This is a genomic window from Flavobacterium sp., from assembly GCF_032153895.1.
In the GTDB taxonomy this organism is placed as follows: domain Bacteria; phylum Bacteroidota; class Bacteroidia; order Flavobacteriales; family Flavobacteriaceae; genus Flavobacterium.
Genome location: NZ_JALDYN010000010.1, coordinates 51624 through 72464, shown reverse-complemented (window position 1 = coordinate 72464; position 20841 = coordinate 51624). Strand labels below are relative to the sequence as shown.

23 protein-coding genes and 1 pseudogene are annotated in these 20841 nt (G+C 38.3%); 9 read left to right on the top strand and 15 right to left on the bottom strand.

The genetic code is table 11. The features are described from left to right. The 3 genes and pseudogenes from RUH60_RS05850 to RUH60_RS05840 all read right to left on the bottom strand — a co-directional run. Positions 1-104 (bottom strand): annotated as a pseudogene (locus RUH60_RS05850) (ribosome recycling factor); the annotation flags it as partial. A gap of 24 nt (positions 105-128) precedes the next feature. Continuing rightward, complete coding sequence (pyrH, locus tag RUH60_RS05845) at positions 129-836, bottom strand: UMP kinase (protein ID WP_313806361.1); 708 nt, start codon at positions 834-836, stop codon at positions 129-131. A 71-nt stretch (positions 837-907) separates the two neighbouring features. Further along, positions 908-1687 (bottom strand): patatin-like phospholipase family protein, encoded by a 780-nt coding sequence (locus tag RUH60_RS05840; protein ID WP_313806359.1) that lies wholly within the window; start codon positions 1685-1687, stop codon positions 908-910. A 110-nt stretch (positions 1688-1797) separates the two neighbouring features. Here RUH60_RS05840 and RUH60_RS05835 point away from each other — a divergent pair, with 110 nt between their 5' ends. Next, positions 1798-2400, top strand: a complete 603-nt coding sequence (locus RUH60_RS05835) for a thioredoxin family protein (protein ID WP_313806357.1) — start codon at positions 1798-1800, stop codon at positions 2398-2400. On the opposite strand, the gene RUH60_RS05830 is transcribed toward RUH60_RS05835, so the two are convergent. From RUH60_RS05830 to RUH60_RS05810, 5 genes are read right to left on the bottom strand one after another with little or no spacing between them, the layout of a single operon-like run. Next, entirely contained in the window at positions 2397-2966 is a 570-nt protein-coding gene (locus RUH60_RS05830) for a hypothetical protein (RefSeq protein ID WP_313806355.1), read from the bottom strand. The two genes, RUH60_RS05835 and RUH60_RS05830, sit on opposite strands and share 4 nt — an antisense overlap. 8 nt (positions 2967-2974) lie before the next feature. Further along, on the bottom strand, positions 2975-3673 hold the full coding sequence (gene truB, locus RUH60_RS05825; RefSeq protein WP_313806354.1) for a tRNA pseudouridine(55) synthase TruB: 699 nt from the start codon (positions 3671-3673) through the stop codon (positions 2975-2977). Then, a complete protein-coding gene (locus RUH60_RS05820) occupies positions 3673-4482 on the bottom strand; it encodes an undecaprenyl-diphosphate phosphatase (RefSeq protein WP_313806352.1) in 810 nt (269 codons plus the stop codon). Before RUH60_RS05820 ends, truB begins: the two co-directional genes overlap by 1 nt. Beyond that, positions 4482-4721 (bottom strand): DUF3098 domain-containing protein, encoded by a 240-nt coding sequence (locus tag RUH60_RS05815; protein ID WP_313806350.1) that lies wholly within the window; start codon positions 4719-4721, stop codon positions 4482-4484. The genes RUH60_RS05820 and RUH60_RS05815 overlap by 1 nt, the downstream gene beginning before the upstream one ends. Before the next feature lie 18 nt (positions 4722-4739). Next, positions 4740-5615 (bottom strand): cell division protein FtsX, encoded by an 876-nt coding sequence (locus RUH60_RS05810; protein WP_313806348.1) that lies wholly within the window; start codon positions 5613-5615, stop codon positions 4740-4742. Between the two features lie 150 nt (positions 5616-5765). On the opposite strand from RUH60_RS05810, the gene leuS reads away from it, so the two are divergent. Both leuS and RUH60_RS05800 read left to right on the top strand, forming a co-directional pair. After that, positions 5766-8588 (top strand): leucine--tRNA ligase, encoded by a 2823-nt coding sequence (gene leuS / locus RUH60_RS05805; protein ID WP_313806347.1) that lies wholly within the window; start codon positions 5766-5768, stop codon positions 8586-8588. 183 nt (positions 8589-8771) lie between these two features. Then, positions 8772-9467: a zinc metallopeptidase gene (locus RUH60_RS05800; protein WP_313806345.1), complete on the top strand. Its 696-nt coding sequence runs from the start codon at positions 8772-8774 to the stop codon at positions 9465-9467. Between the two features lie 202 nt (positions 9468-9669). Here the strand turns inward: RUH60_RS05800 and RUH60_RS05795 are convergent, their stop codons facing one another. After that, the gene (locus tag RUH60_RS05795; protein ID WP_313806344.1) at positions 9670-10140 is read right to left on the bottom strand and encodes an Lrp/AsnC ligand binding domain-containing protein; all 471 of its coding nucleotides are present in this window, start codon (positions 10138-10140) and stop codon (positions 9670-9672) included. Between the two features lie 166 nt (positions 10141-10306). On the opposite strand from RUH60_RS05795, the gene RUH60_RS05790 reads away from it, so the two are divergent. Continuing rightward, positions 10307-10945, top strand: a complete 639-nt coding sequence (locus tag RUH60_RS05790; protein ID WP_313806342.1) for a hypothetical protein — start codon at positions 10307-10309, stop codon at positions 10943-10945. Positions 10946-10981: 36 nt separating this feature from the next. On the opposite strand, the gene RUH60_RS05785 is transcribed toward RUH60_RS05790, so the two are convergent. From RUH60_RS05785 to RUH60_RS05775, 3 genes are all read right to left on the bottom strand, one after another. Then, complete coding sequence (locus RUH60_RS05785) at positions 10982-12334, bottom strand: saccharopine dehydrogenase family protein (protein WP_313806341.1); 1353 nt, start codon at positions 12332-12334, stop codon at positions 10982-10984. Positions 12335-12425: 91 nt separating this feature from the next. Next, complete coding sequence (locus tag RUH60_RS05780; protein WP_313806340.1) at positions 12426-12761, bottom strand: hypothetical protein; 336 nt, start codon at positions 12759-12761, stop codon at positions 12426-12428. A 10-nt stretch (positions 12762-12771) separates the two neighbouring features. Continuing rightward, complete coding sequence (locus RUH60_RS05775) at positions 12772-13536, bottom strand: DUF3108 domain-containing protein (RefSeq protein ID WP_313806339.1); 765 nt, start codon at positions 13534-13536, stop codon at positions 12772-12774. A 105-nt stretch (positions 13537-13641) separates the two neighbouring features. Between RUH60_RS05775 and RUH60_RS05770 the strand changes: the two genes are divergently transcribed. Both RUH60_RS05770 and pckA read left to right on the top strand, forming a co-directional pair. Continuing rightward, positions 13642-14031: a DUF423 domain-containing protein gene (locus RUH60_RS05770; RefSeq protein ID WP_313806338.1), complete on the top strand. Its 390-nt coding sequence runs from the start codon at positions 13642-13644 to the stop codon at positions 14029-14031. 76 nt (positions 14032-14107) lie between these two features. Then, positions 14108-15721 carry a phosphoenolpyruvate carboxykinase (ATP) gene (pckA, locus tag RUH60_RS05765; RefSeq protein WP_313806337.1) on the top strand — a complete coding sequence of 538 codons (1614 nt, stop codon included), beginning with the start codon at positions 14108-14110 and terminating at the stop codon, positions 15719-15721. 120 nt (positions 15722-15841) lie between these two features. Here pckA and RUH60_RS05760 read toward each other — a convergent pair whose 3' ends face one another. Then, positions 15842-16600 (bottom strand): uroporphyrinogen-III synthase, encoded by a 759-nt coding sequence (locus tag RUH60_RS05760; protein ID WP_313806336.1) that lies wholly within the window; start codon positions 16598-16600, stop codon positions 15842-15844. A gap of 19 nt (positions 16601-16619) precedes the next feature. Further along, complete coding sequence (locus RUH60_RS05755) at positions 16620-17285, bottom strand: DUF4271 domain-containing protein (protein ID WP_313806335.1); 666 nt, start codon at positions 17283-17285, stop codon at positions 16620-16622. A 103-nt stretch (positions 17286-17388) separates the two neighbouring features. Here RUH60_RS05755 and RUH60_RS05750 point away from each other — a divergent pair, with 103 nt between their 5' ends. Genes RUH60_RS05750 through RUH60_RS05740 form a run of 3 tightly spaced genes read left to right on the top strand, consistent with a single transcriptional unit; the run spans position 17389 to position 19842 of the window. Continuing rightward, the gene (locus RUH60_RS05750) at positions 17389-18108 is read left to right on the top strand and encodes a polyprenol monophosphomannose synthase (RefSeq protein ID WP_313806334.1); all 720 of its coding nucleotides are present in this window, start codon (positions 17389-17391) and stop codon (positions 18106-18108) included. 5 nt (positions 18109-18113) lie between these two features. Continuing rightward, positions 18114-19451: a dihydroorotase gene (locus RUH60_RS05745; protein WP_313806332.1), complete on the top strand. Its 1338-nt coding sequence runs from the start codon at positions 18114-18116 to the stop codon at positions 19449-19451. After that, positions 19414-19842 (top strand): DUF4296 domain-containing protein, encoded by a 429-nt coding sequence (locus tag RUH60_RS05740; RefSeq protein WP_313806330.1) that lies wholly within the window; start codon positions 19414-19416, stop codon positions 19840-19842. The genes RUH60_RS05745 and RUH60_RS05740 overlap by 38 nt, the downstream gene beginning before the upstream one ends. On the opposite strand, the gene RUH60_RS05735 is transcribed toward RUH60_RS05740, so the two are convergent. Next, complete coding sequence (locus RUH60_RS05735; RefSeq protein ID WP_313806328.1) at positions 19808-20809, bottom strand: NAD-dependent epimerase/dehydratase family protein; 1002 nt, start codon at positions 20807-20809, stop codon at positions 19808-19810. The genes RUH60_RS05740 and RUH60_RS05735 overlap by 35 nt on opposite strands. Positions 20810-20841 lie beyond the last annotated feature (32 nt).

The window sequence follows — 20841 nt, the reverse complement described above, 5'->3', positions numbered from 1 at the left end:
GCTTTTCCGGCACGGATATTTAAAAATTCTTTTTCTAAATGCTCCAACGAATTGTTCATGGATTCTTTGGTGCTTTCTAATATGAATTTGATTTCTTCAGTCATCGTTTCTAATTTTAAGTGTTAAAATTAAACATTAACAGTCGTTCCTACGGTTTCACCTTGACAAACTTTTAACAAATTTCCTTCTTTGTTCATGTCAAAAACGATAATAGGCAATTTATTTTCCTGGCTTAATGTGAAAGCCGTCGTGTCCATAATATTCAGGCCTTTGCTGATTACATCGTCGAAGGTGATGTTGTCATATTTTACAGCATCAGGATTTTTCTCCGGATCAGCCGTATAAACTCCGTCTACTCTTGTTCCTTTTAGAATTACATCGGCAGCTACTTCAATTCCGCGTAATACAGCAGCTGTATCAGTTGTGAAATAAGGATTTCCAGTTCCTGCTCCGAAGATTACGATTCTTCCTTTTTCCAAATGACGGGTCGCTCTTCTCTTGATGTATGGTTCAGCAATTGCTTCAATTTTTAAAGCGGTTTGTAAACGTGTTGGCATTCCGGCTTCTTCCAAAGCACCTTGCAGCGCCATTCCGTTGATTACCGTTGCTAACATTCCCATGTAATCTCCTTGAACGCGATCCATTCCGTTGCTGGCTCCGGCTACACCTCTGAAAATGTTTCCGCCACCAATTACGATTGCAATTTCTACGCCATTATCATGAATTTGTTTGATTTCGGCAGCATATTCTGCTAATCGTTTCGGATCGATACCGTACTGACGGTCGCCCATTAGAGCTTCACCGCTTAATTTCAGAAGAATTCTTTTGTATTTCATTAGAACACTGTGTAGTTTATGTGGTGCAAATATAGTTATAATCTGTTTTTCTGAAAGCGGTTACTAGAAATTTATCGTTGCAGTTCTGTATACGATTTCTTAGCCGTTTCATATCCGATTTTAAAGATAGCATCCATTTTAATTTTACTGGTTTCAAAAGTACCGAATTGCGCCAGTTCTTCCGGTTCAATAACCCAATCGCAAAGGTTGAATTTGTTAGTGTTGGAATTCGCTGAAAATAGGTCAAAAGCTCTTGCTGTTACGGCTTTGATGGACGATAAATCTTTGGCTTCAATTTTCTGTATCGGACTGACATAAACACCAATCAGTGTTTCGCATCGGCCTTGTAAAATATCGGTAGGGAAGTGGTTGAGAATGCCGCCATCGCTGTACAAATTTCCGTTCAGTTCATATGGTGAAATTACGCCCGGAAAAGAGGAAGACGCCAAAACCGCATCAACGACCTGAGTGGAGTTATCAAAAACTTTGAGTTTTCCTTTAACTAAATCGGTTGCAGTTATGTGAATCGGGATTTTTAACTCGCCGATTTTTGTCTCTCCGAAGATGGAATGAAAATACAGTTTGAATGCATCCGAATCAATAAAGCCAGCTTTTCGGAACGTAAAATGCTTCCAGTTGAAAAAGTAAATGGATTTGAAAAACTCTAAAATTTCTTCGGGTTTTTTGCCACCCGCGTATAAAGCCGCCACAATAGCACCGGCACTGGTTCCTGCAATTTGACTTGGTTTTGCATTGATTTCTTCTAAAAATTTTAGAGCTCCGGCATGTGCCAACCCTTTGGTGCCACCACCGGAAAGCACTAAACCGATTGATTTTCCTTTTAAATCCATTTGTAAATTGTCTAGGTTAAAATTACAGTTTTTCTGCCTCGCAACGCAACTTATGAAGGCTTTATCAGGAATAAAATTTGAAGTATCTTTGTAGTCTTAATTTCACAGCAATGAAAAAGTTAATTGAAGACAGTTTGCAGAACAGTTTCAGCTATTCGGAATACCGTAAAAAAGTTTCGGATTTATTAGCAGATGGAAAATCGTCGGGTAACGAACAATCGGAAGATTTACTGCATTACAGTCAGTTGAACGAGGTTCGGATGAATCGTTTGGATAAAACCATTGTTGTACCGGAAGAAATTAAACAGGTTTTGTCAAAGTGGAGCAAAAAATACATTTGGTTGGTACTTGCGGAAGGCTGGTGTGGCGATGCGGCTCAAATTTTACCGATTCTTGAGAAAATGAATTCTGAAACGATAGCAATAGATTTGAGAATTGCCTTCCGTGATGAAAACGATGCCTTAATGCAGGAATTTTTAACCAATGGCGCCCGTTCGATTCCAAAATTAATCATTCTTGATGCCAATACTTATGAGGTTAAGGCTGCCTGGGGACCAAGGCCGGAAGGAGCGGCTCGATTAATCAAGGAATACAAGGCAAAATACGGCGTAGTAAATGAAGAGGCTAAAACGGAACTTCAAAAATGGTATTTGAACGATAAAGGTTTGACGGTTATGTCAGAAATTGTGAAATTGATGCAAAATATTGGTTAAAAAAAGAAGAGAGTAAACCCAACAGCGAAGGTTTCGATTCTTTTTCTTTGATGAATCGGGAAATCCATCTGACTATATTCGATAACAATGGCTCCTTGAATAATTTCATCCAAACCGCCAACTCCAATGTTAATTCTTTTGTAAGTGCCAGACAAGCCGCCTCGACCTAATGCGAAAGTTTTGCCATAACTAGTCTGCAGACTTAGGAATGTGTTTTCTCCAATTTTAGGACTAACTCGTAAGTTTAAAAAGACAGGGATTGCCACTAGTTTTTCATCCCAACGTGTTAAAAAGCCAGAGTGAAATCCGAGACCGGCAATATTTTTGTAATCGTAACCGAACCCGGCTAATGCATTGAAACCTGCGGGAAGCAGTGCCCGACCCGCATCTTCATTTTCAGGATCAACAGGGTCAAAAACAAGAGGAACTGATATGTCTAATTGCCTATAAGAAGATTTGACAAACCGTTTTTTGGTTAAAAGCAAAGAATCACTAGAAGTTTGTGAACATACTTGAAGTCCAAAAGAAAGAAGAAATAAAAAAAGAAACAGTCTTAATTTCTTCATTGCGATAACTATTTAAAGTTATCTTCAAAGTTAGTGATTATTAATGAGTTATCTACAGAAAATTCCCCGATTTTAGTCCTGCGTAACGCAGTTAAATGTGCTCCAGAATTTACTGCCAAACCAAAATCATAAGCCAAAGAACGTATATAGGTTCCTTTGCTGCAAACGACTCTAAAATCGATTTCCGGCAATTCGATTCGGGTAAGTTCGAATTCTAAAATTTCAATTTTTCGGGATTTGATTTCTACTTCTTCGCCAGCGCGGGCGTGTTCGTACAAACGTTTTCCATCTTTTTTGATGGCTGAAAAGATTGGTGGAATTTGGTCAATTTCGCCGATAAAACTTAAACGCGCTTTTTCAAGAAGTTCCGCAGTAATGTGTTCTGTGGGGAAAGTTTGGTTGATTTCCGTCTCCAGATCGTAAGATGGTGTTGTGGCGCCGATATGAAAAGTTCCGGTGTATTCTTTCACCATTCCCATCAATTCCGGAATGCGTTTGGTGAATTTTCCGGTACAAACTATCAACAATCCGGAAGCCAAAGGATCCAAAGTTCCGGCGTGACCGATTTTGAATTTCTTCGGCAAATGCAGATTCTTAATCAACGCCCATTTCACCTTGTTCACCGCCTGAAACGACGACCAGGTTAACGGTTTGTCTAACAGTAAAATCTGTCCTTCCTGAAATGCTTCGGCTGTTTTTGGTAACATTATTTAATCGAAGTAAAGTAAATTAAAAGACCAATTCCAACCACAATGCGGTACCAGCCCCAAGGTTTGAAACCGTATTGTTTGATGATGCCGATAAAGAATTTGATGGCTAAAACTGCCACAATAAAAGCAACCAAATTACCAATCAAAAACATTTTAATTGTTTCGGATGATTGTGTAATCAGTTCGTAACCCTTCATCTGCGAATGTTCGTAGGTTTTGATGAATACCGAATAGCAAGTAACTGCTAACATCGTCGGAACCGCCAAAAAGAAAGAGAATTCCGCTGCGGCATGTCTTGTCAAACCTTGTTGCATTCCGCCAATAATCGAAGCTGCCGAACGACTCGTGCCGGGCATCATCGCCAAACACTGCCAAAATCCGATAATTACGGCTTTTTTAATGGTGATATCTTCTTCGCTGGCAATTGTTGGGTTTTTGAATCGGCTGTCGATGAACAATAAAACGATTCCACCAATAATTAAAACAATCGCAATGGGAATCGGATTGCCTAAAACCGCTTCAATTTTATCGTCGAAAAACTTTCCTAACACTAAGGCGGGAATTACGGCACAAGCCAATTTGATAAAAAAATTGAATTTTGAAAAGTCGAAAAACTTCTTCCAATACAATGCTACAACCGCCAAAATAGCCCCGAACTGAATTGAAACCTGAAATAATTTTACAAAATCGTCTTCCTGAATCCCAAAATAGGAACTGGCGAAGACCATGTGGCCTGTGGAAGAAACGGGTAAATATTCGGTTAAGCCTTCAATGATGGCTATGATAATCGCCTGAAAAAAATCCATTAGGCTGCTTTATTCTTTTTGAAGATGGAATAGATCACCACACCAAAACCAATTAAAACTACGGTTGGTGCAATTCGGATACGTCGGAAACTGAAAATATCTTCACTGAAAACATTCGGGTCATCACTGCCGCCGCCAGCCATTAACAGAAATCCTAAACCGATAACGGCCAATCCGATGATTAAAATTTTATAGTTGATGCTTTCAAAAAGAAAGTCCGGTTTTTGTTTATTTTCCATGATTTTAATTCGGATTGATTAATATAAATCGTCGGTTTTCAAATTCAAAAAGCGCTGTGTAGCGAAGAAAGTACTAATCCAGGTAATGATAATTCCGACTAGTAAAACTCCAGCCAAAACAATGCCTAAAGAAACATAATCTTTAGCAATGCCCAAACTTGGAAACTTGCTGTCTACGTAAAAGTTTAAGGCAATTAAAGCTACGATTGCCAAGCCGGAACCGATTAATCCTAAACGAATTCCTCTCCAGATAAATGGTTTTCTGATGAATGATTTTGTAGCGCCAACCATTTGCATCGTTTTGATGATAAAACGGTTAGAGTAAACAGAAAGACGTAAAGAACTGTTGATTAACAACATCGAAATGAACGCGAAAATTCCGCTAACCACCAAAATCCAGAAACTGATTTTCTTGATGTTTTCGTTGGCTAAATCTACTAAACGTTTGTCATAAATCACTTCGGAAACCATATCGTTAGTGCGGATGTCGCTTTCAATCTCTTTGATTTTTGCCGATTCTACATATTCTCCTTTGAAGTGAATGTCGAAGGAATTCGGAAGCGGATTCATGCCTAAGAATTCCAAAAAGTCTTCGCCTACAATGTCTTTGTTATTTTTAGCGGCATCTTCTTTCGATACGAAAACGTAGTCCTTGATGTATTTCGAGCCTTTCAGTTTAGCGTCGAAAGCTTTCAAAATAGTATCGTTAGCCTCATCTTTGAAGTAGACCGACATTGGAATGTCTTCCTTAAAACTGTTAGAAATTTTTTCAGAATGAATCACGAACAACCCTAACGCACCCAACAGGAACAGCACTAGGAAAATGCTCAAAATCACAGAAAAATAGGAAGAAATAAGTCGTCTTTTTTGAAACTTCTCGAATGATGATGCCATAAATACTCTAAATTTAGCCGTAAAAATAAAAAAAGAAAATTGTTTTACCCTTTCTAACGCTCAAAGTTTTAACTTTCTTATAATATAATGTAAATTTGACCCCTAAAACTTAGCAACTTTGTTACTCAGTAACTCAGCAACTTTTTTAAAATGAAATATTTCCACAACGAAATCGAAGCCAAATGGCAACAATATTGGGCAAAAAATCAAACGTTTGCCGCGTCAAATAATTCCGAAAAACCAAAATATTATGTGTTAGACATGTTTCCTTATCCTTCGGGAGCGGGCTTGCATGTTGGACATCCGCTGGGTTATATTGCTTCGGACATTGTGGCTCGATACAGACGTCATCAAGGTTTTAATGTGTTGCACCCACAAGGATACGATTCGTTTGGTTTACCGGCAGAACAGTATGCGATTCAAACTGGGCAACATCCGGAGAAAACAACTAAAGAAAATATTGCTCGTTACAGAGAACAATTAGATAAAATCGGATTTTCGTTTGATTGGAGTAGAGAAGTACGTACTTCAAATCCAGACTATTACAAATGGACGCAATGGATTTTCATTCAGTTGTTCAATTCGTGGTATAATAAAACTTCGGATAAAGCGGAAAGCATCGAAACTTTAATTGCACAATTCGAGCAAAACGGAAACGCTGCTGTAAATGCGGTTTGTGATGACAATATCGTATCATTTTCTGCTGCAGAATGGAATGGTTTCACTGTTTCGGAACAACAAAAAATACTTTTACAATATAGACTTACTTATTTAGCGGAAACCGAAGTAAACTGGTGCCCAGCTTTAGGAACGGTTTTAGCGAATGACGAAATCGTGAACGGAGTTTCCGAGCGTGGCGGACATCCGGTAATTCGTAAAAAAATGACGCAATGGTCGATGCGAATTTCTGCGTATGCGGAAAGACTTTTGCAAGGTTTGGAAACCATCGACTGGACAGAATCATTGAAAGAATCACAACGCAACTGGATTGGAAAATCGGTTGGTGCAGCAGTAAGTTTCAAATTGAAAAACCATGAGGAAGTAATCGATGTGTTTACAACTCGTCCTGATACCATTTTCGGAGTAACGTTTATGACATTGGCACCAGAACACGAATTGGTGACAAAAATTACAACTTCGGAACAAAAAGCGGCTGTTGATGCATACATCGAAGCCACAGCAAAACGTTCAGAGCGTGAAAGAATGGCAGATGTGAAAACCATTTCCGGTGTATTTACCGGAGCGTATGCTGAACATCCGTTTACGAAAGAACCCATTCCGGTTTGGATAGGTGATTACGTTTTAGCGGGTTACGGAACCGGTGCGGTTATGGCTGTTCCGTGTGGTGATGAGCGCGATTATGCGTTTGCGAAGCATTTCAACATTCCGATTAAAAATATTTTTGAAGGCGTGGATATTTCCGAAGCTGCTTTCGATGACAAAAACACAACAATTATCGCCAATTCAGAATTTTTGAATGGCTTGAATTATAAAGAAGCCACTAAGAAAATCATTTCGGCTTTAGAAGAAATCGGTGCCGGAACTGCCAAAGTGAATTACCGTTTGCGTGATGCCGTTTTCTCGCGTCAGCGTTATTGGGGTGAGCCGTTTCCGGTATATTACGTGAACGGATTACCACAAATGATTGCCAAAGAACATTTGCCAATTATTTTACCCGAAGTCGAAAAATATTTACCAACTGAAGACGGACAACCGCCATTAGGCAACGCTTCAGTTTGGGCTTGGAATACCGAAACCAATCAAGTAGTGAGTAACGATTTGATTGATGATGTTAAAGTATTTCCTTTAGAATTGAACACCATGCCGGGTTGGGCAGGTTCTTCTTGGTATTGGATGCGTTATATGGATGCGTCAAACGAATGCGATTTTGCGAGTGAAGAAGCTTTGAAATACTGGGAAAATGTAGATTTATACATCGGTGGAAGTGAGCACGCCACCGGCCACTTGTTATATTCCCGTTTCTGGAACAAGTTCTTAAAAGATAGAGGTTTCGCACCAACCGAAGAACCGTTCAAAAAGCTGATCAATCAGGGAATGATTTTGGGAATGAGTGCGTTTGTGTACCGTTCAGAAGATTCTAAAACATTGTATTCAAAAGGATTGATTAAGGATAAAAATGTGCATCCAATCCACGTCGATTTATCCTGCATCAACGACATTACCAACGAATTAGACATCGAAAAATTCAAAGCCCATCCTTTATATTCGGATTATGTAAATGCTGAATTTATTTTAGAAGACGGCAAATACATCGTAGGTCGCGAAGTAGAAAAAATGTCGAAATCCAAATACAACGTAGTCAATCCAGACGACATTTGTAACGAATACGGTGCCGATACCTTGCGTTTGTACGAAATGTTCTTAGGGCCGCTAGAACAAGCAAAACCTTGGAATACTGCCGGAATTACCGGAGTTTTCGGTTTCCTTAAAAAACTATGGCGTTTGTATTTCGACGACAATGGTTTCATCGTAACGAACGACGAACCAACTGCCGACATGTACAAATCACTACACAAAACCATTAAAAAAGTAACGGAAGACATCGAGAACTTCTCGTTCAATACTTCGGTTTCGCAATTCATGATTTGTGTGAACGAATTGTCGCAGCAAAAATGCCATCACAGAGCTATTTTAGAACCTTTGGCAGTTTTAGTTTCACCATACGCGCCACACATCGCGGAAGAATTATGGAATGCATTAGGACATCAAGGTTCAATTTCCACAGTGGCTTTCCCTAAATTCGAAGCCAAATATTTAGTGGAAAGTGAAAAAGAATATCCAGTTTCCTTCAACGGAAAAATGCGTTTCACGATTAAATTGCCGTTAGATTTAACCGCAGCACAAATCGAGGAAATCGTAATGGCCGATGAACGTACGCAAAACCAATTGCAAGGCCGAACACCAAACAAAGTGATTATTGTTCCGGGTAAGATTATCAACTTAGTCGGATAAATGATATAAACAGGATATTGAGCTTGTCGAAATGAAAATCCCAAATTCTAACACGAATTTGGGATTTCTTTTTGTAACCTTTTTGTATTTTTACGTATAATAGTAAAACCGATGTCAAACTGACAGCTTTTACAATTTGGCGTAAGGTTTGATGAATAATAAGAAACAAGTAAACACAAAACCATGATTGGATATTATATTTTATTGGGAGCCATTGCCTTGGCGAGTTTTTTGGTAAGCGCTCGATTGAAGAGCAAGTTTGCTAAATATTCCAAAATTCATTTGCGCAACGGGATGTCCGGAGCCGAAATTGCTGAAAAAATGTTAGCCGATAACGGCATTTACGACGTAAAAGTCATTTCCACACCAGGACAATTAACCGACCATTACAACCCGACGAACAAAACTGTAAACTTAAGTGAAGCGGTGTACAACCAACGTAATGCAGCAGCAGCAGCGGTAGCGGCTCACGAATGTGGTCACGCGGTACAGCATGCGCAAGCATACCAATGGTTAACGATGCGTTCTAAAATGGTACCGATGGTAAACGTGTCGTCATCCTTATCGCAATGGTTGATTATGGGAGGACTGTTGTTAGGTTTCGGAGCCAAATCATCCATTGGGTTTTATGTAGCCGTAGCCGGATTGGTGTTGATGGCGATTGCAACGGTATTCAGTTTTGTGACTTTGCCGGTAGAATACGACGCGAGTAACCGTGCCTTGGCTTGGTTGAAAAATAAAAACATGCTAAGCCAGGAAGAATACGCCGGAGCGGAAGATTCTTTAAAATGGGCAGCAAGAACTTATGTAGTTGCCGCTTTAGGAGCTTTAGCTTCCTTGTTGTATTGGACAATGCAAATTCTCGGAAGAAGAGATTAAAGAAACTCATAATAAAAAGAAAATCCGTTGCGCAAGTAACGGATTTTTTGTTTTTGTAGCGAATGGTTAGATTGTGTCAGCAATCCATGTTCCCGCCATACGCTCTACGCGGTGCCGCTACTGTCGGGGCTAGACAGTAAACCGTTTTCTCTTTTGGTAACTTCTGTGACTGCGACTACGACTGAAAACTGCGACTATTTAACTATAATTGAATCTGGCGCTCAATCTGCTGTTCCAGTGAAATATACGTTTCCGTTCTCGAAACCCCGTCAATCGACTGGATTTTTTTGTTGAGTAATTGCATCAAATGTTCGTTATCGCGACAAATGATTTTAATCAGAATACTCCAGTTTCCGGTGGTGTAATGGCACTCCAAAACTTCCGGAATTTTTTTCAGTTCCCGAACCGCTTCCGAATTTCGGGCAGCCTTGTCAAGATAAATCCCTACGAAAGCCATCGTGCTGTATCCTAAAACTTTAGTATTCACAATAAATTTCGATCCTGAAATTACGCCGGCCTGTTCCAGTTTTCGAAGTCTTTGATGAATCGCCGCTCCGGAAATTCCAATTTTGTTGGCAATCTGTAAAATGGGTTTTCGGGCATCTTCCATTAAGTCGCGTAGGATTTGTTTGTCAATTCCGTCAATTTCAATTTGTAAGTGATTTAATTTCATTTTTTAAATTTTGAAAGTAATTGTGTTGTTGATGGTTTAAATATAATGATAATTTTTTGTTAAAACTTAAAAAATCTCAAAACTGTAAAATTTTACGCATCTATAATATAAGAGGATTCACGTTAACAATAAGTCCCAATTACTTTGAACCCCAAAATCTAGTAAAATGAAAAGACTTAACTTACAACTATGCACCATGTTGGCTTTATTGTGCCAATTTGCTATGGCCACACCGGCCAGAACTATTGAGTCGGTTCAGGAAGAAGCGCAACCGAAAATTTCCGTCAATCAACAAATTGACAACATTCTTAAGCAATCGGCTAATTATCAGGATGTGAAACTGGTCAAAAAATCATGGTTGGAAAATCTCAAGAACGATTTCAGTGTTTTTCTGTCGGATTCCGAAAAAGAATTAGCTTCGGCAAAAGCATCATTGTCCCGAACGCAAACTGAGATGAATCTGTTGCAATCGGAACATAACAAAATAAAAGAAGCTTACAACAGAGCGCAAGCTAATGGCGGTGAAATTTCTATTTTAGGAATTCCCATGGCTAAAAATCTGTACCATGTTTTGGTGTTGAGTGTTTTGTTTGCTCTTGTAGTATTGGCTGGTTGGTTCGGTTATCGCTATAAAAAAGCCAACGAAATTACTCAAAATTCAAAAGGCTTGCTAACTGATTTAGAGGATGAATTTGAGACCTTCAAACGAAGTGCTATTGAAAGAGAGCAGAAATTGCGTCGTCAGCTACAAGATGAAATCAACAAACAGAAAGCTGCCGTTGAAACAAAAATCGAATTGAATTAGTATAAAAAAAGCCTCAACTAAATTGAGGCTTTTTTATTATTTGTATCCTTTGTAGGCAACGGTTTTTTCTGAAAAAATTACACCATATTCTTCCAATTCTTTTAGAATCGGTTCGTAAACTTCTTTTTTAATAGGTAACTGAACGCCCGGTGTTGTAATGTTTCCGTTTAAAATCTGCAAGGTTGCCATCGCTACCGGAAGACCAACGGTTTTTGCCATTGCTGTATAGGTTTGGTCATCGCCTAAGCAAACCATTGTCGAGTCGATTTGTTTTTTCTCTCCGTTCAACTCGTAACCAAATTTGTGGTACATGACAATCATGTCTTTGTCGTTAGCTTCCAAAGTCCAGCTATCGGTTAGAATTTTTTCTAGTATTTGAGCCGGAGTTGCTTTTTTCAGCCCAACGATTTTGTTCGGATTGAAAATATCTAATTCGATTAATTTGTCCCACATCACGTCGTCCTGATCAATTTTCAACTGATGACGTAATTTTATTTCCACCGAATCTGAAGGATGGTAAGGCAAAAATAAATTAATAAAACTGCGGTAACTCATCGTTTCAGAATCGTCAATAAAATAGGTATCGTCGGTCATGCCTAACTGCACGAACATATCCCAAGCTTTAGAATAACCCACACGACGGATTGTGCCACGGTAAACGGTTAAAGCATCATCTAAGCCGTAAACGCTTCGGTATTTCAAAGAATCGCGGTTGGCATAACCTTCAAAACGTCCGTAACCTTCCACTTCTAAAAATTCGGTTCTTCGGAACAATTTATTGTACGGAATGTATTTGTAAGTGCCTTCTTGGATGAATTTCGCAGCTCCGCCTTGTCCTGCTAAAACTACGTTTCTCGGGTTCCAGGTGAATTTGTAATTCCATAAGTTATTGTCAGATTCCGGGGCAACTAAACCGCCGCAAAACGATTCGAATAAAATCGTATGCCCGCCTTTTTCTTTGATTTCATCCAAAATTTTCATTGCACTCATGTGATCGATACCCGGATCTAAACCGATTTCGTTCATGAAAACCAAATTGTTAGCTTTGGCTTCTGCATCTAAAGACTGCATTTCTTCAGAGATATACGAAGCGGTAACCATGTGTTTTTTGAATTTCACACAATCTTTAGCGACTTCAATGTGCATAAAAGCCGGTAACATGGAAATAACGATATCTGCTTTTTGAATTTCTGTCTGACGTTGCTCAACATTGGCAATATCCAATTGAATTGGCGTAGCGTTCTTGTGGTTGTTGGTTTTTCTTTTGGCTAAATCCAGGGACAAATCACCAATGGTAAGATGTAAATTTTCTTGCTCGGATTTGTCTAAAAGGTATTTAATTAGGGAAGAAGCGGAACGACCTGCGCCGATTATCAATATATTTCTCATGGTTTTTGCAATAGGTTACAAATGTATGAATTTGGGCGAATTATTGTTATAAAACGCAATAAAAAAGCCCGCATGGTGCGAGCTTTAACATTTATTCCAAATCGCCTTCGAGCGATTCCAGTTCTTCGAGTTCTTTTTTGTCTTCTTCTTTCGATTTTTCGATAGTTTGCTCAAATTGAACGTCTTGCGCTACTTCTTCTTTAGTGAACAATTCCTTTCCGATAACCACGATTAAACATAATCCGGCGATAATCAGAATGATTTTTGGGAATTTCTTTTCAGTGTCAGTTGATCTTTTGAAAGCCAAAAAGCCAAGTACAAGTGAAAGTCCTATCGGCAATAAGGCTAATGTTCCTAAAGGCAAAGCTGTAAAAACAATGCTTAAAATCGTAAAGAATGAAGCAAGTATGATGAATGTTTTTCTCATGATTTTCTAATTAAAGCCCGCTGGCTTGGGTTAAAGTTAATTGTCCGGTTCCTACAGGAATACTGAACTTGATTAAAGCAGGAATTTTTTTAGCATCCGCAGTAAGCCAGATTAGGTTTTTGTCTTTGCCTTTTAAAGCTTGTGTTTTTGCAGAAATCGAAATTTTATAGCAGTTCTTTTTGCCTAAGTTTCCGGCATTTGCAGTTTCAATTCCCATGTATTTGATGTAAACCGGTACTTCTTTTTCATCGAAAACGATGGAAAAGCTTTGCGTTTGTCCGACTTTCATTTTGCTGAAGTCCAACGTTCTGATTTTATACAACAAGCTTACCACATCTTGAGAATTCGGATTGACGCTAAACGTACGAACGCGTTCCGGCATGTTTTTTTTGTTCAACGTGCTTGTGATGGATGTTCCACCATTTTTGAAAACGTATTTTTCTTTTTTGGTGTAACCGCCTTCGTTGATATTTCTCTTGTAAAGACTAGGTTCGAAATTCTTCGGATTGACGTAGGCTTCATACAAATCTCTGATTTTGAAAAACGAATCCCATTTGCTGTACGTTGCAGCTTGACAACTTAAATGCAAATAACTGGTTTTAGATGTGGAAACGGTTTCGGCTTCCATGGTGACTTGAGCTAACTGCGTCATAAGACCACTCATGTTGTAAGAACCAGAATAGACTAATTTTTCACCCGATTTAACGGTCTGTGCAGAAATTCCAATCGTTAAAAAAAGTGCTAAAAAGGATAACACTAAAGTTGTTTTTTTCATAGATCAATTAAAAATACTTGACAAATGTATAATTATTTCTGTTCAAGTGGTTTTCAGATTTCAATTGTAACCGATAAATTTGCTTTTTAGTATAGATTTTTCAGTATGGAGAAAAAAATTATAGCAACAGCGGCCTTTTTAGGTGTAATTGCGATTATTTTGGGAGCTTTTGGTGCTCACGGGTTGAAAGAAATTTTATCGGAATCACAATTAGCATCATTTGAAACTGGGGTGAAATACCAAATGTATCACGTTTTGTTTTTGCTTTTTGTCGGAACAACCACTTTTTTGAATGAGAAGTCCAAAAGAATTATTTTTTGGCTGACCTTAACAGGGATTTTGTTCTTTTCCGGCTCCATTTATTTGTTATCGACAACTTCTGCAACCGGAATGAATGTTAAATTTTTAGGTCCAGTAACGCCAATAGGAGGTTTGTTGTTGATAATGGCCTGGGCAGTTTTATTTATTAAAATTCTGGGTAAAAAAGCAGAATAATTGGTTAAAAAAAATATATGTGAAATTAAATTTTTAATTTTGCGTTCTTAAAACAAACAAACAACACATTTTAATTATGAATGTAACCAAATCGATTTCATTAGAGAAATACGGAATTAAAGACACCGTTGAGGTTGTGTACAATCCGTCGTACGATTTCTTGTATAATGAAGAATTAAGTCCAAGCCTTGAAGGATATGAAAAAGGGCAGGTGTCGGAGCTTGGAGCTGTTAACGTAATGACCGGTGTTTTCACAGGAAGATCTCCTAAAGATAAATATATTGTAATGGACGATGTAACCAAAGACACAATTTGGTGGACGTCTGATAAAGCAGTAAACGATAACAAACCGATTTCGCCAAACACATGGAATGCTTTGAAAGAAACGACTGTAAGTCAGCTTTCTGGGAAAAGATTGTTTGTAATTGATGCGTTTTGCGGGGCCAATGAAGATACGCGTTTAAAAGTGCGTTTCATTATGGAAGTGGCTTGGCAGGCACATTTCGTAAAAAACATGTTCATCCGTCCAACGGAAGAAGAATTGGAAAACTTTGGAGAGCCAGATTTTATCGTAATGAATGCGTCTAAAACAAGTTTCAAAGATTACGCAGCCCACGGATTAAATTCTGACGTTTACATCGCTTTCAACCTTACTGAGAAGATCCAGTTAATCGGAGGAACTTGGTACGGTGGAGAAATGAAAAAAGGGTTGTTCTCAATGATGAACTATTACCTTCCTCTAAAAGGAATTGCTTCCATGCATTGTTCTGCGAATAAAGGAAAAGATGGTGATGTTGCTGTTTTCTTCGGATTGTCTGGGACAGGAAAAACAACTCTGTCTACAGATCCAAAACGTGAGTTAATCGGAGACGACGAGCACGGATGGGACAACGACGGTGTTTTCAACTTCGAAGGCGGATGTTATGCTAAAACCATTGACTTAAGCAAAGAAAACGAACCGGATATCTTTGGAGCTATCAAAAAGGATGCTTTGTTAGAAAATGTTACATTAGATGCTAACGGAGTAATTGATTTCAAAGACGGTTCCGTTACCCAAAATACACGTGTATCGTATCCAATCGATCATATTGAAAATATTGTTAAGCCAGTTTCTAAAGCTGGTCACGCTTCAAAAGTAATTTTCTTAACAGCTGATGCTTTCGGAGTTATGCCGCCAGTTTCAAAATTGACGCCAGAGCAAACGAAGTATTATTTCTTATCTGGTTTTACGGCAAAATTAGCTGGTACAGAAAGAGGGGTTACACAACCAGAACCAACTTTCTCGGCTTGTTTCGGTAAAGCCTTTTTGTGTTTGCATCCAACCAAGTACGGAGAAGAATTGGTGAAGAAAATGGAGCAGCACAACGCAACAGCTTATATGGTAAATACAGGTTGGAACGGAACTGGAAAACGTATTTCGATTAAAGATACCCGTGCCATTATCGACAGAATTTTAGATGGTTCTATTGAAAAAGCGGAAACTAAAGTAATTCCGGTATTCAATTTAGAAGTACCAACTGCTTTAGAAGGTGTAAATACAGATATTTTAGATCCAAGAAATACCTACGCAGATGCTTCTGAGTGGAATGGAAAAGCAGAAGACTTAGCCGCAAGATTTGTGAAAAACTTCGTTCAGTATACTGACAATGAAGAAGGTAAGAATCTTGTGAATGCTGGTCCGCAGTTATAAGAATTAAATAATATACAATCTAAAAATCCCAATCGCAAGGTTGGGATTTTTTTATAACTTTTTTTTAGAAACAAAAAAAGCAGCTGGGAACAGCTGCTTTTCAATTATGATAATCAAGGATTATTTGTCTTTCGATTCCTTATTGGCTTTGACAATATATTTCTCCAGGGCCATTGTCATAGATGGAGTTTCCGGGGTCGGAGCCATAATATCAACACGCAAACCGTGGTCTAAAGCTTCTTTTTGTGTGGTGCTTCCGAAAACGGCTATACGAGTATTGTTCTGAACGAAATCAGGGAAGTTTTTAAACAACGATTTAATTCCTGTTGGGCTGAAAAAAGCCAAAACGTCGTAATAAACATCGGCTAAATCAGATAAATCACTCATTACGGTTCTGTAAAAAGTGCCTGGTGTCCAATTTACTTTAAGGTTGTTTAAAGTTTGTGGAACATCTGCGTTTAATTGGTCTGACGAAGGCAATAAGAATTTTTCGTCTTTGTATTTTTTAATTAGTGGTGATAAATCAACAAAATCCTTTTGACCTACATAGATTTTACGTTTTCTGTAAACTACGTATTTCTGTAAGTAAAAAGCAATAGCTTCTGATTGACAAAAATACTTCAAATCTTCAGGAACTTTGTAACGCATTTCTTCAGCCACTCTGAAAAAGTGATCAATCGAATTTTTACTGGTTAAGATAATAGCAGTATAATTATTTAAATCGATTTTCTGAGCTCTAACTTCTTTTGCAGGAACGCCCTCAACGTGAATAAATGGTCTAAAATCAACCTTAACTTTCAGTTTTTGCTGAAGTTCAAAATAAGGTGAATTTTCCACTTTAGGCTCTGGTTGTGAAACCAGTATAGTTTTCACTTTCATATTTGAGATATTCTTTATTTTATCTTTTTGTAAACCAATAATACATGAAATAATAGGGCGCTATTTCAAGTGCGCAAAGATACAAAATAAAATAAAAGAACTTGCTAAGGATTAAATTTTGATAATTTCTTAATGAAAAGAAATAAGTTATTATGTTTATTATCAAAATGATAGCAATTAGAGAGAGAATTATGGTTTTTGATAAGAAATCGTTGTAGAATAACAGTAGGTTGATAGGTAAAATCAACATGCCGATGTACGTTCGGTAATTTACTTTTTGCAAATTGAACTGTTCGTTAAAGTCTTCAATAGAAAAAGTGGTGGCAATAATCTTTTCAATAAGATATTTGGATAGTATGAAAACCCCTAATAACGTGATAATCTGGATAAAAGTCACCCAATTGGTTTTAGTAGTGAATCCGAAAACACTCAAAGTCATCTGAATCAGAAAAGCAAACGAAATCAACTGCACAAAAAACATCGAAATGGTAAACCAACTCTGCATGTTGCCGCTGTCTTTGTAGATTTTAAGGTATTTGTCGGAAATAGCAATGCGTATGAATTCGTTAAAGCGTACTTCAAAAACGGCCTTATTTACGGCAATCAAACCAAAGCACAAGAGGAACAATACGGTTGCCCAGTCTTTGCTTTCCAGTATTCTTTCGGTTAAATTTAAATCCATCATCTTGTTGGTAAAAGTACTAAAATTTACCGGGATTTATTTTATTATAATTTTATTGTGAAACAAGCGTTAGAAAAGCGTTATTTTTGCAGGTAAAAACATAAAAATGGGTAAAAGCGTTGTAATTATTCCAACGTATAACGAAATCGAAAACATTGAAAGTATTGTGAAAGCAGTATTTTCATTGGCAACACCGTTTCACGTTTTAATCGTGGATGACAATTCGCCGGACGGAACCGCTGAAAAGGTTGTAGAATTGCAGAACGATTATCCGCGATTGCATCTGGAGAAAAGAGAAAAAAAGGCAGGTTTAGGAACCGCGTATGTTCATGGTTTCAAATGGGCTTTGTCAAGTGATTTTGAATATATATTCGAAATGGACGCCGATTTCTCCCACAATCCAAACGATTTGGAAAAATTACACCAAGCTTGTTTGGAAGGTGCCGATATGTCGATTGGCTCCCGTTACGTAACCGGAGTAAATGTGGTAAACTGGCCGTTGAGTCGTGTTTTGCTGTCCTATTTTGCCTCGGTGTATGTGAATATGATCACCGGAATGAAAATCCACGATACCACAGCAGGTTTTGTTTGTTATCGAAGAAATGTTTTGGAAACCATCAATCTTGACCGAATCAAATTTATTGGTTACGCGTTCCAGATTGAGATGAAATACCGAACTTTTCTAAAGAAATTCAAGATAGTCGAAGTGCCGATTATTTTCACAGACCGCACCAAAGGACAATCTAAAATGAGTAATGCTATTATTAAAGAAGCGATTTTTGGGGTTATTTCACTGCGAATCCGAAAAATGCTAAACCGTTTGTAAACGACATGAACAACACACTAATAAAGAATGCCAAAATTGTAAATGAAGGAACGATTTTCGAAGGCGATGTGCTTATCGAAGGCGAATTCATTAAAGAAATAGGGGAAAACATCAGTGTAAAACCCAATTTTACAGTGGTAGATGCCGAAGGAAGTTACCTGATTCCCGGTGTTATTGACGATCAGGTTCATTTTCGCGAACCGGGTTTAACCCATAAAGGCGATATCGCTTCCGAATCGAGAGCAGCAGTAGCCGGAGGAATTACTTCGTTTATTGAGCAACCCAACACAGTTCCCAATGCAATTACCCAAGAATTGCTGGAGCAGAAATACGAGATTGCAGCGCAAAATTCGTTTGCCAATTATTCGTTTATGATGGGCGGAACCAATGATAATTTAGAAGAAGTTTTGAAAACCAATCCGCGCAATGTGGCCGGAATAAAATTGTTTTTAGGTTCTTCAACTGGAAATATGTTGGTGGATAACGAAGAAGTGCTTGAAAAGATTTTTTCCAGTACACCAATGCTGATTGCGGTACATTGTGAAGACGAAGCGACCATTAAAGCCAATCTGGAGAAATACAAAGAACAATACGGAGACAATATTCCAATGGAATTTCATCACTTAATCCGAAGTGAAGAAGCTTGTTATTTGTCGTCTTCCAAAGCAATTGAATTGGCTAAAAAAACGGGTGCACGATTGCATATTTTTCACGTTTCCACTGCAAAGGAAACCGAGTTGTTTACCAATAAAATTCCGTTAGAAGAGAAGAAAATTACCGCTGAAGTTTGTGTGCATCACTTATGGTTTACCGATGCGGATTACAAAACTAAAGGCACTTTAATCAAATGGAATCCTGCCGTAAAAACGCAAGACGACAAAGACGGATTATGGAAAGCTTTGTTGGATGACCGAATTGATGTTATCGCCACAGACCACGCACCACACACTTGGGAAGAAAAGCAAAATCCGTACACGTCGGCACCTTCCGGAGCGCCTTTGGTGCAACATGCTGTAGTAGCGATGTTTGAAGCGCATTTGCAAGGAAAAATTCCGGTGGAAAGAATCGTGGAAAAAATGGCACACAATCCGGCGAAAATCTTTAAAATTGAAAAAAGAGGGTTCATTCGCGAAGGTTATTATGCCGATATTGCAATTGTGAATACCACCGCACCTTGGACGGTAAACAAAGACAATGTTTTGTATAAATGCGGTTGGTCGCCGTTGGAAGGAACGAATTTTAAATCCAGAATTTCACATACCTTTGTGAATGGCCACTTGGTGTACACTCACGGAAAAGTAAAAGATGAGCATTACGGACAACGCTTATTATTTGAACGATAAGATGAAAAAAATTTTAGTATTATTTACGGTTTTGGCACTCTTTGCCTGCAACAAAAAAGTGGTGGATAAGCCAGATAATTTGTTGGATAAGAATATAATGATTGACATTTTATTCGATATTGCACTTTTGCAAGCGGCAGAAAGTAATTACTCGTTCCAAATGGACCAAGAAGGGTTAAAAGCAAACGAGTTTATTTATAAAAAGTACGGTATCGACAGCGTTACTTTTGCACAAAATAACCGCTATTATGCTTCCGATCCAAGGGAATATAAAAAAATGTATGGAGAAGTATTCCATCGTTTTGAGTTGGAAAAGGAAAAACTAAACAAGGCTTCAGTTGAAACTACTGGAAAAACTATAGCGCCTTCTGATGCGCCAGCGATACAGTAGCCAAATAATCTTTCATTGGTGTGAAAGTGTAATTTAGTTGCTGGATGATTTTTGAATTATCATAAATATCAACAGAATGCGACGATTTAGCGGTGGCTCTGGTAAAAGTTCTTTTTTGGAATAGCAGTTTTGAAACCAGCCAATCCAGTCGCCAAGCCATTGATGTTATATAAGGTTTTACATAAAAGTAAGGCCTTTTTTTATGCAGATTATCTGCAAGTGTATTCAGTAAATCCTGAAGAATAACATTGTCCGAAACTATAGTAAATCGCTCGCCGAAGATGTTTTTATTCATCAATTCAGTCATAATTGCCACGATATCTTGAGCCGATGTAATTCCGGTGGAACCTTTGGTGTAATAAGGAAAACCCTTTTCAATTTTCTGAAGCAATTCACCACTTCCGGATTTAAATCCTTTTCCGAAAATTACGCCCGGATTCACCACCACCACATTCAAGCCTTCCTGGGAAGCGCGCCACACTTCCATTTCGGCGCCAAATTTGGTTAGGGCATAATCGCCGTGGTTTTTCTCCGGATTCCATTCAGTTGCTTCGGTGATGATTTTTTCTCCGTTTTTGGTATCGCCTAATGCGGCAATCGAACTGACGTAACAGAATTTCTCCACGCCAAAATCTAAAGCACAATTTACCATGTTGGCAGTTCCTTCGATATTTACTTTGCGGAGTTGGTCTTCGTCTTTCGGATCAAAAGAAATTAAAGCGGCGCAGTGGTACACTTCGGTAACATTGGTAAAAGCTTTTTCTAGAGCCGGAATGTCGTTGATGTCGGCTTGAATCCAATCAATCTTATCGAATAAATCCAAACAATTTTCCAACTGAAAAAGATTCTTCGTTTTTAAAAGCGATTTTTCAGACCGATAAATAGCCCGAACCGCTTCATTTTGCTGAAGTAAGTGCAGGAGTAAATGGGCTCCTACCATGCCGGTTCCGCCAGTGACTAATATCATGTAGCGAATTTACTGATTTAATTAGGATTGAC

What these genes read in the sequence shown, in the direction of transcription:
- RUH60_RS05785 (WP_313806341.1), bottom strand. Translation starts at nt 12,334, where the DNA reads ATGAGAAATATATTGATAATCGGCGCAGGTCGTTCCGCTTCTTCCCTA.
- RUH60_RS05770 (WP_313806338.1), top strand. Translation starts at nt 13,642, where the DNA reads ATGGAGAAAAAAATTATAGCAACAGCGGCCTTTTTAGGTGTAATTGCG.
- RUH60_RS05775 (WP_313806339.1), bottom strand. Translation starts at nt 13,536, where the DNA reads ATGAAAAAAACAACTTTAGTGTTATCCTTTTTAGCACTTTTTTTAACG.
- RUH60_RS05760 (WP_313806336.1), bottom strand. Translation starts at nt 16,600, where the DNA reads ATGAAAGTGAAAACTATACTGGTTTCACAACCAGAGCCTAAAGTGGAA.
- RUH60_RS05840 (WP_313806359.1), bottom strand. Translation starts at nt 1,687, where the DNA reads ATGGATTTAAAAGGAAAATCAATCGGTTTAGTGCTTTCCGGTGGTGGC.
- RUH60_RS05820 (WP_313806352.1), bottom strand. Translation starts at nt 4,482, where the DNA reads ATGGATTTTTTTCAGGCGATTATCATAGCCATCATTGAAGGCTTAACC.
- truB (WP_313806354.1), bottom strand. Translation starts at nt 3,673, where the DNA reads ATGTTACCAAAAACAGCCGAAGCATTTCAGGAAGGACAGATTTTACTG.
- RUH60_RS05755 (WP_313806335.1), bottom strand. Translation starts at nt 17,285, where the DNA reads ATGATGGATTTAAATTTAACCGAAAGAATACTGGAAAGCAAAGACTGG.
- leuS (WP_313806347.1), top strand. Translation starts at nt 5,766, where the DNA reads ATGAAATATTTCCACAACGAAATCGAAGCCAAATGGCAACAATATTGG.
- RUH60_RS05810 (WP_313806348.1), bottom strand. Translation starts at nt 5,615, where the DNA reads ATGGCATCATCATTCGAGAAGTTTCAAAAAAGACGACTTATTTCTTCC.
- RUH60_RS05795 (WP_313806344.1), bottom strand. Translation starts at nt 10,140, where the DNA reads ATGAAATTAAATCACTTACAAATTGAAATTGACGGAATTGACAAACAA.
- RUH60_RS05735 (WP_313806328.1), bottom strand. Translation starts at nt 20,809, where the DNA reads ATGATATTAGTCACTGGCGGAACCGGCATGGTAGGAGCCCATTTACTC.
- RUH60_RS05835 (WP_313806357.1), top strand. Translation starts at nt 1,798, where the DNA reads ATGAAAAAGTTAATTGAAGACAGTTTGCAGAACAGTTTCAGCTATTCG.
- RUH60_RS05815 (WP_313806350.1), bottom strand. Translation starts at nt 4,721, where the DNA reads ATGGAAAATAAACAAAAACCGGACTTTCTTTTTGAAAGCATCAACTAT.
- pyrH (WP_313806361.1), bottom strand. Translation starts at nt 836, where the DNA reads ATGAAATACAAAAGAATTCTTCTGAAATTAAGCGGTGAAGCTCTAATG.
- RUH60_RS05745 (WP_313806332.1), top strand. Translation starts at nt 18,114, where the DNA reads ATGAACAACACACTAATAAAGAATGCCAAAATTGTAAATGAAGGAACG.
- RUH60_RS05790 (WP_313806342.1), top strand. Translation starts at nt 10,307, where the DNA reads ATGAAAAGACTTAACTTACAACTATGCACCATGTTGGCTTTATTGTGC.
- RUH60_RS05740 (WP_313806330.1), top strand. Translation starts at nt 19,414, where the DNA reads ATGAGCATTACGGACAACGCTTATTATTTGAACGATAAGATGAAAAAA.
- RUH60_RS05830 (WP_313806355.1), bottom strand. Translation starts at nt 2,966, where the DNA reads ATGAAGAAATTAAGACTGTTTCTTTTTTTATTTCTTCTTTCTTTTGGA.
- RUH60_RS05750 (WP_313806334.1), top strand. Translation starts at nt 17,389, where the DNA reads ATGGGTAAAAGCGTTGTAATTATTCCAACGTATAACGAAATCGAAAAC.
- RUH60_RS05800 (WP_313806345.1), top strand. Translation starts at nt 8,772, where the DNA reads ATGATTGGATATTATATTTTATTGGGAGCCATTGCCTTGGCGAGTTTT.
- RUH60_RS05780 (WP_313806340.1), bottom strand. Translation starts at nt 12,761, where the DNA reads ATGAGAAAAACATTCATCATACTTGCTTCATTCTTTACGATTTTAAGC.
- pckA (WP_313806337.1), top strand. Translation starts at nt 14,108, where the DNA reads ATGAATGTAACCAAATCGATTTCATTAGAGAAATACGGAATTAAAGAC.